General features: G+C 42.7%; 9 protein-coding genes. 8 read left to right on the top strand and 1 reads right to left on the bottom strand.

The window, feature by feature from the left end; translation table 11 throughout:
* Positions 1-295 precede the first annotated feature (295 nt).
* From spo0A (GT641_RS04195) to GT641_RS04175, 5 genes are all read left to right on the top strand, one after another.
* The gene (gene spo0A, locus GT641_RS04195) at positions 296-1,120 is read left to right on the top strand and encodes a sporulation transcription factor Spo0A (protein ID WP_008402922.1); all 825 of its coding nucleotides are present in this window, start codon (positions 296-298) and stop codon (positions 1,118-1,120) included.
* Positions 1,121-1,291: 171 nt separating this feature from the next.
* Positions 1,292-2,104, top strand: coding sequence for a sporulation transcription factor Spo0A (gene spo0A, locus GT641_RS04190; RefSeq protein ID WP_161116897.1), 813 nt, complete (start codon positions 1,292-1,294; stop codon positions 2,102-2,104).
* A gap of 184 nt (positions 2,105-2,288) precedes the next feature.
* Positions 2,289-3,233, top strand: a complete 945-nt coding sequence (locus GT641_RS04185; protein ID WP_008402919.1) for a M14 family metallopeptidase — start codon at positions 2,289-2,291, stop codon at positions 3,231-3,233.
* On the top strand, positions 3,226-4,164 hold the full coding sequence (locus GT641_RS04180) for a M14 family metallopeptidase (RefSeq protein WP_117807395.1): 939 nt from the start codon (positions 3,226-3,228) through the stop codon (positions 4,162-4,164). The genes GT641_RS04185 and GT641_RS04180 overlap by 8 nt, the downstream gene beginning before the upstream one ends.
* A gap of 169 nt (positions 4,165-4,333) precedes the next feature.
* Positions 4,334-8,089: a phosphoribosylformylglycinamidine synthase gene (locus tag GT641_RS04175; protein ID WP_119962695.1), complete on the top strand. Its 3,756-nt coding sequence runs from the start codon at positions 4,334-4,336 to the stop codon at positions 8,087-8,089.
* A 9-nt stretch (positions 8,090-8,098) separates the two neighbouring features.
* Here GT641_RS04175 and GT641_RS04170 read toward each other — a convergent pair whose 3' ends face one another.
* Positions 8,099-9,139, bottom strand: coding sequence for a LysR family transcriptional regulator (locus GT641_RS04170; RefSeq protein ID WP_161116896.1), 1,041 nt, complete (start codon positions 9,137-9,139; stop codon positions 8,099-8,101).
* A 416-nt stretch (positions 9,140-9,555) separates the two neighbouring features.
* On the opposite strand from GT641_RS04170, the gene leuC reads away from it, so the two are divergent.
* The 3 genes from leuC (at position 9,556) to leuB (ending at position 13,034) form a co-directional block, all read left to right on the top strand.
* Positions 9,556-10,821 carry a 3-isopropylmalate dehydratase large subunit gene (gene leuC, locus GT641_RS04165; RefSeq protein WP_044946197.1) on the top strand — a complete coding sequence of 422 codons (1,266 nt, stop codon included), beginning with the start codon at positions 9,556-9,558 and terminating at the stop codon, positions 10,819-10,821.
* Positions 10,822-11,065: 244 nt separating this feature from the next.
* Positions 11,066-11,551 (top strand): 3-isopropylmalate dehydratase small subunit, encoded by a 486-nt coding sequence (gene leuD / locus GT641_RS04160; RefSeq protein ID WP_008402914.1) that lies wholly within the window; start codon positions 11,066-11,068, stop codon positions 11,549-11,551.
* A 397-nt stretch (positions 11,552-11,948) separates the two neighbouring features.
* Positions 11,949-13,034, top strand: coding sequence for a 3-isopropylmalate dehydrogenase (gene leuB, locus GT641_RS04155; RefSeq protein WP_161116895.1), 1,086 nt, complete (start codon positions 11,949-11,951; stop codon positions 13,032-13,034).
* The last annotated feature ends 11 nt before the right edge of the window (positions 13,035-13,045 follow it).

Genomic DNA, 13,045 nt, shown 5'->3' with positions numbered 1-13,045 from the left:
CAAACCTATTCGATCGCCGGTCCTTAGTGAGACGTATTTACGTCGAACTTAGTACCGTTGCGTGAGAATCGAGCGCAAGCGTTTTGCGTAGTAAATATATACAGGCTGCAGGGTTGGTTTATTTTTGTTCGGATTTAGACATAATTCCCCGCGTTTCATCTTAGATTATGTCGAGATCATACAGAATTACTCCGTAGAGGCGAAAAGCTGTCGCAACTTGCGGAGAGTAGGATATTCCAAAGGCAGAACCAAGGTACTATAATGTTGTCCAAGGCAGAAGATCAGGAGGGACATTATGAATTATGTAAAAATAATGATGGTAAAGCGCGACAAAAGAGAAATCGAACAGTTAAGGGATATTATACAGTCAGTTGCAACGTATGAATTGGTGGGGATATGTGACAACGGACAAGATGCTGTCAGGGGAATTGCCGAAAAGAATCCGGATATTGTCATTTTAGATGAAGTCTTACCGGGAAAAGATGTACTTGAGATAGCAGAATCAGTAATACATAATAAAAATCTGAAAAATGTAAAATTTATTTTATGCGGCTCAAAGACACATAAACAATATCTGGATTTTATTTACTATAAGATCGCTGATCGTCTGATATTAAGGCTTCTCGATCTGCCATATGATGACAGAAAAGTCAGGGAAGTAATTGACGATGTTATGAAAGCAAAACGAAATGACAATTATCAGAATATGGTAGAGCCGGAGAATGACAGCACGGTTTTAGAAGCAGTCGTAACAGATATTATTCATGAGATCGGTGTTCCTGCTCATATAAAAGGATATCAGTATCTTCGGAGTGCTATATTAATGGCTGTTCAAGATATGGATATATTGAATTCCATTACAAAACAGTTATACCCATCGATTGCAGAGGAGTATGGGACAACCTCATCGCGGGTAGAGAGAGCTATCCGCCATGCGATCGAAGTTGCATGGGGCAGAGGCAGTATGGATACGATCAACGACCTGTTCGGATATACGATCAATGCAGGCAAAGGGAAGCCTACAAATTCGGAATTTATTGCACTGATTGCAGATAAGATTCGTCTGGATAATCGTCAGTTGATTCGAAAACCGGAGTATACCTTAAAAAGTATTTCCTAAAATATCGGGTTGCGTTACTATTTGTCGACAAATGTCGAAAAATGGCGCAAATTTCACTTCTCAGGGGTACATGAGGTAAACCTGAGAAGTTCTTTACAAATTGGATTTTGACAAATATACTTAGAAAACAGTCGATTTTTCAAAAAAAAATAGAATTAAGGGGGATTGAAGATGAACAATCAGGGTATAAGTATAATCATCGCAGATGGAGATTGTGAGGTGGTTGCAAAACAGCTGCTCGCAAATACATCAAGAGTTGACATTAAAATTGTCGACAAAGTAACAGATGGAGAAAGTGCAATTGAGTCGATCAGGAAGTATCAGCCGGATGTGGTGCTGCTAGACATCTGCCTGCCGGTAATGGATGGACTCGGAGTAATGGAAACGATTCGGGATTCGGGGGATTGTCCTGAAACGTTGTTTGTGGTAATTACTTCCGTGGGCTCACAGAGACTGATCCGTTGTGCATTTGATCTGGGCGCTTCATTCTATGTTCTGAAGCCTTATAATTCAGATCAGCTTGTTGCCAGGTTAAAACAGATGCATGAAAGAAAACAGGAGATACTTGCTGAGATGTCCAATGATCTGATCTGCATCCCGAATAAAAGTATGACCGATAATGTGGCGAATAACATCGAGAGTGATGTAACAGATATCATAAGAGATATCGGGATTCCCGCCAACATCAAAGGGTATCAGTATATCCGGGAAGGAATCATAATGGCGGTAAATGATGTTAATATGTTGAATTACATTACGAAACTGTTGTATCCGAGTATTGCAAAGAAGTATAAGACCACATCATCCAGCGTAGAACGTGCGATCAGACATGCAATCGAGGTTGCATGGAATCGTGGACAGATTGATGTGATCAACGATATTTTCGGATATACGGTAAATGCGGGAAAGGGCAAACCTACCAATTCGGAATTTATCGCTTTGATCGCGGATAAGCTTCGGATCGAGTATCGGAAAAGAGCTTAATTAACCCAAAATCAGCCTCTTGTTTATTGACGTATGAAGTGAGAAATGTGTATAATAGATAAGGTGCTGAACATAATAGCAATATGCAGACAGGGCACTTGGGTGCCCTGTCTTTTACTGCGTAGGAAAAGAATGCTCCGATTTGCAGAAGGAGTATTTAAAATAGAAGGACAAGGATGAAGGTATGATAGAAACAGTAGCATCAGCAGATATGCTGATCGATGAGGTAATGCGGGTAAAAAAGAATCATCTTGCACCTGATTTTGCCACAGGAAAAGAAAAACGATTGAGTATTGTTTCCGGTGTTCATGGAGATGAAGTAGCAGGACAGTATATCTGTTATGAGGTGATCCGCCGGATCAAAAAGGATTTTGACAAATTAAAAGGAATTGTGGATGTGTATCCGTTTATCAATCCTATGGGATTGGAAGCACAGGTAAGGGATGTACCGGTGTTTGATATTGATATGAATACATTATTTCCGGGTTCGACGGAAGGAACGGTCGGAGAATATACGGCGGCACTTGTGCTGCAGGATATTAAAGGATCGGATATCTGTGTCGATCTGCATTCCAGCAGCGTATATTTGAAAGAATTGCCACAGGTACGGGTGAATTCGGACATTGCCGATGATATTCTTCCGTATGCAGCCAGAATGAATACGGATGTTGTATGGGTGCATCCATCCTCTACCGTTATGGAAGGAAGCCTTGCATATTCGTTAAATGAGATCGGAGTAAAGAGTATGGTCGTAGAATCAGGTGTTGCACTTATGATCGATTATGACTATGCGGATCAGATCGTTGAAGGATTATTTTCATTGATGGAATATATGGGGATCTGGGACGGCTGCGCATATAATACACATATGCCGAAGATTGCCCGAGATACGGATGTTTCTTTTGTGAATGCGGAGAGCAGTGGTATCTTTATACCAAAGGTAAAGCACTCAGGCGTAGTCGAAAAGGGAGATGTGATCGGACAGATCGTAAATGTACTGACCGGTTCTGTCGAAGAGACGATCCTGTCACCAAGAAGAGGCGTGGTATTCTCACTTCGCGCTTATCCGGTGATCGAGGAAGGCTCGCTGGTTGCCAGAATATTTGGAGGTGTGACAAATAATGCGTAAAGAGATCATATATACGATGAACACCGCCTATCGTGGAGAATATTCCATTAAAGGCTTCAGCTTCGGAACAGGAGAAAAGGCAGCATGTATCATGGGAGCTATGCGCGGAAATGAATTCCAGCAGTTATATATCTGTTCCCTGCTGTCGAAAAAATTAAGCGAACTTGAGACAAGAGGAGCAATCGTATCGGGAAAACAGATACTGTTGATCCCATCTTTAAATTACAGTTCCTTTAATGTCGGTAAAAAATACTGGATCTCTGATAATTCTGATGTGAACCGTGCTTTTCCGGGAAATCCGGAGGGACAGGCGACCAGCAGAATAGCGGCAGCGGTTATGGATCAAGTAAAAGATTATGCGTATGGAATACAGTTTGCAAGCTTTTATATGGATGGAGAATTTATCCCGCATGTCAGAATGATGGAGACGGGAAAGCAGAGTACCAGTCTGGCCAATCTGTTCGGTCTTCCTTATGTTCTGACAGCAGAACCGAGGGCATATGATAAGGCAACTTTAAATTATAACTGGCAGATCGGAGGAACAGAGGCGTTTTCTGTATATTCCGGTGTGACGGAGAAGATTGACAGTGAGAGTGCGTCACATGCGGTTTCGGCGGTACTCCGATTCCTGACCAGAATGGGAATCATCCGGTACAACTGTCATGCGGGTTATATATCGACTGTTCTTGATGAGGAGGAGCTGCTGTCTGTCAAGTCGGATAAATCCGGTGGTTTTTTAAAGCGGTTTGTAAGTCCGGGAGATGAAGTGGTTCGGGGAAATGTTATTGCAAATGTTATAAATCCGATGACCGGAGAGATCGCAGCCGATATTTACGCACCGACAGATGGAATTATTTTCTATGCGCAGAATGCACCGATGATCTATCAGAATTCAGTGGTATTCAAGCTTATCCGCAGACTGCACAATTAAAGATGGCTGTTTTGAGGTTTATTCGGTAAACAGCAACAATTTGAAAAGAAAAGCTGAAAAAAGCTATTCAATGAATTTCAAAAGTGGTATCATAGGCGTTGTAAAACGCTTGTAATAATATGAATTCCCGGAATATGGGAAAAAACATATGATAAAAATGGAGGTTTTTATGAGCACAGTTAAGAGAGTTTATGTTGAAAAGAAGCCTGACTATGCAGTTAAGGCAAAGGAACTTCATGACGAGATCAAGAACTATCTGAATATCGATGCCGAGTATGTAAGAGTACTGGTTCGTTACGATATTGAGAATCTGTCTGAAGAAACATATAAAAAAGCACTGGTTACAGTATTTTCAGAGCCACCGATCGATATGATCTACGAGGGAGATAATCTTCCAATGGCAGATACAGATAAGGTATTTTCTGTTGAGTTCCTTCCGGGACAGTTCGATCAGAGAGCAGATTCAGCAGAACAGTGTGTTAAGCTTTTAAATGAAGATGAAGATCCTATCATAAAGACAGCCACAACATATATTTTATCCGGTAATGTAACGGATGAGCAGTTAAAAGCAGTTATGGAATACTGTATCAACCCGGTAGATTCCAGAGCCTGTGGTATGGAGATCCCTGAGACACTTGTTACCGAGTATGAAGAACCGGCCGATGTTATTGTCTTTGATGGCTTTAAGGATATGGCAGAGGACAAGTTAAAGGAGTTATATGATTCCCTCGGACTTGCGATGACATTTAAGGATTTCCTTCATATCCAGAAGTATTTCAAGGGTGAAGAGAAGCGTGATCCATCTATGACAGAGATCCGTGTGCTGGATACATACTGGTCTGATCATTGCCGTCATACCACATTCTCAACAGAGCTTACAAATGTTGAATTTGATGATGGTGATTATAAGGAGATGCTTGAGAAGACATTTGATGCTTACCGGGCAGAGATGAAAGAAATGTACAAGGACAGAGATGATAAGTTCATCTGTCTGATGGATATAGCCCTTATGGGTATGAAGCAGTTAAAGGCAGCAGGCAAATTAGACGATATGGAAGTATCCGATGAGATCAATGCCTGCAGTATCATCGTTCCTGTAGAAGTAGACGGTGAGACAGAGGAATGGCTCGTATTCTTCAAGAATGAGACACATAACCACCCAACTGAGATCGAACCGTTTGGTGGTGCTGCTACCTGTCTTGGCGGTGCGATCCGTGATCCGTTGTCAGGTAGAGGATATGTATATCAGGCTATGCGAGTAACCGGAGCAGCAGATCCTACAAAGTCTTTAAAGGATACTCTTCCTGGAAAGCTTCCACAGAGAAAGATCGTTACGACCGCAGCAGCAGGTTACAGCTCATATGGTAACCAGATCGGCCTTGCAACAGGACTTGTAAATGAAATATATCATCCGGATTATGTAGCAAAGAGAATGGAGATCGGAGCAGTTATGGGTGCAGCTCCAAGACGTGCGGTAAAACGTCTGAATTCTGATCCGGGAGATAAGATCATCCTTCTCGGCGGACGTACCGGTCGTGACGGTTGTGGTGGAGCAACCGGATCATCCAAGGCACATAACAGTCAGTCTCTTGAGACCTGTGGTGCAGAAGTACAGAAGGGTAATCCTCCAACAGAGAGAAAGATCCAGCGACTGTTCAGAAGAGAAGAAGTTGCTTCTATCATAAAGAAATGTAATGACTTTGGTGCCGGCGGTGTATCCGTAGCGATCGGAGAACTTGCTCCCGGTCTGGTTGTAGATCTGGACAAGGTTCCAAAGAAATATGCAGGCCTGGATGGAACAGAGCTTGCTATTTCAGAATCTCAGGAGCGTATGGCTATCGTAGTAGATCCAAAGGATGTAGATACGATGCTTAAGTATGCGGATGAAGAGAATCTGGAAGCCGTTGTTGTAGCAGAAGTAACAGAAGAACCAAGACTGGTTCTGACATGGAGAGGAAAAGAGATCGTAAATATCTCCCGTGCATTCCTTGATACAAACGGTGCACATCAGGAAACAGATGTTAAGGTAGAGATCCCTGCAAAGACAGATAATTATTTCGATTCTGTAAAAGAACCGGAAGATGTAAAGAAAGCATGGATCGCTACATTGTCAGATCTGAATGTTTGCTCACAGAAGGGGCTTGTTGAGATGTTCGACAGTTCGATCGGAGCAGGCACAGTAACGATGCCATATGGTGGAAAGTATCAGCTTACACCGACACAGACAATGATCGCAAAGCTTCCTGTTATGAAGGGTAAGACCGATACGATCACAATGATGAGTTATGGATTTGATCCATATCTGTCAAGCTGGAGCCCATATCATGGTTCCGTATATGCAGTTGTTACATCTGCAGCAAAGATCGCAGCAGCCGGTGGTGATGTATCAAAGATCCGTCTGACTTTCCAGGAGTATTTCAAGAGACTCGGAACAGATCCATACAGATGGGGTCAGCCACTTGCAGCTCTGCTTGGTGCATATGATGTTCAGGTCGGACTTGGACTTCCGTCTATCGGTGGTAAAGACAGTATGTCAGGAACCTTCAATGATATCGATGTTCCTCCGACACTTGTTTCATTCGCAGTTGATGTTGCAAGCTACATGGACGTGGTTACACCGGAGCTTAAGAAAGCAGGCAATGTGCTTGTTAAGCTTGATATAGAAAAAGATGAAAATGATATCCCTGTATACCGGAATGTACTTGCCATGTACGATCTGTTACATCAGGCAATCCTTGCAGACAAGGTAGAATCTGCTTACGCTGTAGGATTTGGTGGTATGATCGAAGCTGTCAGCAAGATGGCATTTGGTAATAAACTGGGTGTAGATATTGATACCTGTATTACAAAGAGAGAACTGGTTTCCAAGGATTATGGTTCAATCATCCTTGAAGTGAAGCCGGAGAATGTAAATACACTTGGTATTCCGGTTAAGAAGATCGGTACTGTAAATGACAGTGCAGCATTTACCTATGGTGATGTAACAGTTACAATGGATGAAGCACTTGCTGCATGGACAAAGACACTGGAGAAGGTATTCCCGACAGAGTCAGGTGTAGAACAGAAGAAGATCGAGACAGGTCTCTTTGATGCAAAGACCGTATATACAGCAAAGAATAAGGTTGCAAAGCCAAAGGTATTCATTCCTGTATTCCCGGGTACAAACTGTGAATATGATTCTGCAAAGGCATTTGAACGTGCAGGTGCAGAGGTTGAGACGATCGTATTCCGTAACATGACTGCACAGGGCATCCGTGATTCAGTAGATGCATTTACAAAGGCAATCAGCCAGTCACAGATCATCATGTTCCCGGGTGGATTCTCCGCAGGTGATGAACCGGATGGTTCCGGTAAGTTCATCGCAACAGCATTCCGTAATGCGAAGATCGCAGATGAGGTTATGAAGCTGTTACAGCAGAGAGATGGTCTTGCACTTGGTATCTGTAACGGATTCCAGGCACTGATCAAGCTCGGACTGGTCCCTTACGGTGAGATCCGTCCACAGACAGATGATTCACCTACATTGACGATCAACAGCATCGGCCGTCATCAGTCCAAGATGGTTTATACCAAGGTGGTAACAAACAAGTCCCCATGGTTAAAGGAAGCTGAGCTTGGCGGCGTATATACAATTCCAATCTCACATGGCGAGGGCAGATTTGTTGCAAGCAAGGAATGGTGTGAGAAGCTGTTTGCAAATGGTCAGGTTGCAACACAGTATGTTGATATGAATGGTAACCCGACAATGGATGAGTACTACAATGTCAATGGTTCTTACTATGCGATCGAAGGTATCACAAGCCCGGATGGTCGTGTACTTGGTAAGATGGGACATTCAGAGCGTACCGGTCGTGCGGTTGCAGTCAATATCTATGGTGACCAGAACCAGAAGATCTTTGAAAGTGGTGTAGATTACTTCAAGTAAGAGAATAGATTAAGATATTTTACAATAATCTAAAAAAGTGCATAATGCTTTTGACTGGTGTCGGTTTTGCAAATAGGCGAAGCCGACACTTCTTTTTGGGATAGGTGTTGGAAGGGGAATTTCTACGATGCGACCATCTTTCAGGTAGCTTTCAGAGAATTCCCGGACAACACTGGCGATTCCCATACCGATCGCTGCGAAGTCAAGCAGGAGATCCATGTTATTGATTTCAAGAAGCTGGTTACAGTGGAATGAATGTTCATTCAGGTAGTTATCAACATGGGTTCTGGTTACATTTGCTTCTTCTAACATCATAAGCGTAGAGTGACGGAAGATATCTCGGATATGTTCTTCAGTCAGAGATTCGGAATCCGAAACAGATTGCTGCACATTCATAAGCGGGATCAGGTTTCCTATGATAGAACCGGAAAATACCGGATAGCCGGCAGCCTTCGTCTGTGTATCGGCTGTTTCTTCGTCCGTTTCCGGATCGGCTTCCGTCTCCCGGTATGGGAAATTGTCGATATAATCACTATTTGCCACGAAAATATCATGGATGGAGCGGACATGGGAATAAGTGATATTTTTAGGCAGTTCTGTTTCACAGATCAGACCGATGTCGATTTCCTCATTTTTTAAGAGCCGGATCGTATTTTTGGTAGAGTGGCAGTCGATGCTGACCTTGATATTCGGATTATCCTTGATAAAGGGCTTCAGGTAGTCCAACAGGATATGCTTGCAGAGAGAGGTGCTGACACCGATACGGATATGACCGATTCCAAGTTCGTTATATTTTTTCAGACTTTCTTCGCCCTTTACAATGTTATCCAGAGCACGTTCGATATAGTCATACAGGATTGTTCCTTCTTCGGTCAGGGCAACGCCCCTGGAATTGCGGACAAAGAGTGCGATTCCCATGTTTTCTTCCAGATTACTGATCGCCTTGCTGACAGCGGGCTGGCTGATATAGAGCTGGTTTGCGGCGCGGCTGATGCTGCCGGTCTTAGCAACCGTATAAAACACGTTATAATAATTCAGATTATTGATCATGGCGTTCCTCCTAGTAAGATATGTATATTTAAAATTATTTAATCTGAACTTTGATTAACTTCTTTGATTTGCCAAAGCAGGGACATTTGAGTCCGCCGGTACTTGATGGTGCATATGCAGCATCTTAGTACCGTTGCAGGAGTAACTGAGACCTTAGCGAGGCTTAGCCGAGGTTAGTTCGAAGTTACACAGAGTGGAAACGAGCGGAAGCGTTCCCTGTTTGGTAAAGTCAAAGATAGTTAAATAGAGTTCAGATTAAATATCATTATAAATATAAGTTATATAATGTATTACTATTATATATTGTAATTATACCATCCAGTGTGGTAAAATCAATAAAAATATTCAATAACAAAATGCGTGAAATAGCGACAGTTATTTACAAAATAAGATTTTGGATCAGGAGGACAAAGCACATGGGTATGACAATGACTCAGAAGATTTTAGCTGCACATGCAGGACTTGACAGCGTGGAAGCCGGACAGTTGATCGAGGCAGATTTGGACCTTGTACTTGGAAATGATGTTACAACACCTGTAGCAATTCATGAGATGGACAAATTCAATAAGAAAGAAGTATTTGATAAGAATAAGATTGCACTTGTAATGGATCACTTTACACCAAATAAGGATATCAAGAGTGCAGAGCACTGTAAATGCGTCAGAGAGTTCTCGGCAGAGAACCAGATCAAGAATTTCTTTGATGTAGGTTCTATGGGTATTGAGCACGCTCTGTTGCCGGAGCAGGGACTGATCGTTGCAGGCGAGACCTGTATTGGTGCAGATTCTCATACATGTACATATGGTGCACTTGGTGCATTTTCAACCGGTGTTGGAAGTACCGATATGGCAGCCGGTATGGTGACAGGCAAAGCATGGTTTAAAGTACCATCTGCGATCAAGTTCAATATTGTAGGAGAGAAAGCGCCTTGGGTCAGTGGTAAGGATGTTATCCTTCATATCATTGGTATGATCGGTGTGGACGGTGCATTATACAAATCAATGGAATTTGTTGGTGATGGTATTAAGAATCTGACAATGGATGATCGTTTTACTATCGCAAATATGGCGATCGAAGCAGGTGCCAAGAACGGAATCTTCCCGGTGGATGAATTAACAGAAGCATACATGAAGGAACATTCCACAAAGGCTTACAAGAAGTATGAAGCAGATGCTGATGCGGTTTATGATGAAGAGTATACGATTGATCTTTCCACACTTCGTCCAACAGTTGCATTCCCACATCTGCCGGAGAATACAAAGACAATTGATGAAGTTGGCGATATCAAGATCGATCAGGTTGTAATTGGCTCCTGTACAAATGGACGTATTTCCGATATGCGTATTGCAGCAGATATTATCAAGGGCAGACAGGTAGCACCTGGCGTTCGTGTCATCGTGATTCCCGGAACACAGGAAGTATACTTACAGTGTATCGAAGAAGGACTTATGACGATATTTGTAAAGGCTGGGGCTGTAGTTTCTACGCCTACCTGTGGACCATGTCTTGGTGGACATATGGGTGTTATGGCTGCAGGTGAGAGAGCCGTATCCACAACAAACCGTAACTTTGTAGGACGTATGGGTCATGTTGATTCAGAAGTATATCTGGCAAGCCCGGCTGTTGCAGCAGCATCAGCGATCACAGGCAAGATCAGCAGTCCGGAAGAACTTGGATTATAAAGATAACATTAGAATAGTAAGTTTGGGTTATTAATAGCGTTATATATGTTGCATCAGAGTTGTTTAGCATTACCAATCAGGGGAATACGAAGTCGCCGGTCCTTAGATGGTGCGTAGCGGCATCTTAGTACCGTTGCAGACTGAGTTAAGCGGGAGCGACCCCAGATTGGTATGCTGGAACAGCTCAATGCAGATGTGTTATATATTAATAACCCAAACTTCATAAAAAAAAAGGAGACAGACTATGAAAGCATATGGTACAGTACACAAATATGGTGACAACGTAGATACAGATGTTATTATCCCTGCAAGATATCTGAATTCATCAGATCCTGCGGAGCTTGCAAAACACTGTATGGAAGATATAGATAAGGAATTTGTAAACAACGTAAAAGCAGGAGATATTATCGTGGCAAAGAAGAACTTTGGCTGTGGTTCCTCCAGAGAGCATGCACCGATTGCAATCAAGGCATCCGGTGTAAGCTGTGTTATCGCAGATACATTTGCAAGAATTTTCTATCGTAACTCGATCAATATCGGACTTCCGATCATTGAGTGTCCGGAAGCAGCAGAAGGTATCGAGAACGGTGATGAAGTAGAGATCGATTTTGACAGTGGTATCATCTACGACAAGACAAAGGATACCCGGTATAAGGGTCAGGCATTCCCTCCATTCATGCAGGAGATCATTAAGAATGAAGGTCTGATTAACTACATTAATAACAAGTAATGCACATTTGAATAACTCTATGCTATGCAAGCTTGCTTGCATATAGCATAGGAGTTATTCAAATGTATAGTGCGCAGCACAAACCGAGCCGAAAGGCGAGGTTGCATTACTTGGTAAAGAAAAGGCATATGCCAATAACTCTATGCTATGCAAGCTTGCTTGCATATAGCATAGGAGTTATTCAAATGTATAGTGCGCAGCACAAACCGAGCCGAAAGGCGAGGTTGCATTACTTGGTAAAGAAAAGGCATATGCCAATAACTCTATGCTATGCAAGCTTGCTTGCATATAGCATAGGAGTTATTCAAATGTATAGTGCGCAGCACAAACCGAGCCGAGAGGCGAGGTTGCATTACTTGGTGTGCATTACCTGGTGAAAGAAAGGCAGGAATAAAAGATGAAATGTAATTTGGCAGTGATTAAGGGTGACGGTATTGGCCCTGAGATCGTAACAGAAGCAATGAAGGTTCTGGATAAAGTCGGTGAAGTATATGGTCATACATTTGATTATGATCAGATACTGATGGGTGGATGCTCGATCGATGCAACCGGAGTACCGCTTACAGATGAGGCAGTAGCAGTAGCAAAATCAAAGGATGCCGTATTGTTAGGTTCCATTGGTGGAAATACTTCAACCTCACCATGGTATAAGCTCCCTCCAAACTTAAGACCGGAAGCAGGACTTCTTAAGATCCGTAAGGAGCTTGGTTTATTCGCGAACTTAAGACCGGCAAATCTTTATGAGGAGTTAAAGAGTGCCTGTCCGTTAAAGGAAGAGATCGCAGATCGTGGATTTGACATGATGATCATGCGTGAACTGACAGGTGGTCTGTATTTTGGAGCAAGAAGTACAGAGGAGATCGATGGTGTGTTAACTGCACATGATAATCTTGTATATAATGAGAACGAGATCCGTCGTATTGCGATCAAGGGCTTTGATATCGCAATGAAGAGAAGAAAGAAAGTTACATCTGTAGATAAGGCAAATGTTCTGGATTCCTCCAGATTATGGAGAAAGATCGTAGAAGAAGTGGCAAAGGACTATCCGGAAGTAAGTTATGAACATATGTTAGTTGATAACTGTGCAATGCAGCTTGTAAAAGATCCTGCACAGTTTGATGTTGTATTAACAGAGAATATGTTCGGTGACATCCTTTCCGATGAGGCATCCATGATCACAGGTTCGATCGGTATGCTTCCATCTGCATCCTTAAATGAGACGAAGTTTGGTATGTATGAGCCAAGCGGCGGATCAGCACCGGATATTGCAGGACAGAACAAGGCCAATCCTATCGCAACGATCCTGTCGGCAGCTATGATGCTTCGCTTCACATTTGACTTGGATAAGGAAGCAGATGCAGTAGAACAGGCTGTAAAACAGGTACTGGTAGATGGTTACAGAACATGTGATATCATTTCGGAAGGAATGACACCGGTAAGCTGTTCTGAAATGGGAGATTTAATTGCAGAACGCATAAAATAAAGGAGAGTATA

The sequence above is a fragment of the Clostridium sp. BIOML-A1 genome (assembly GCF_009874105.1).
GTDB lineage: Bacteria > Bacillota > Clostridia > Lachnospirales > Lachnospiraceae > Coprococcus.
Note: the sequence above shows the minus strand (reverse complement) of the source record. Positions and strands in the feature narration are given on the sequence as shown.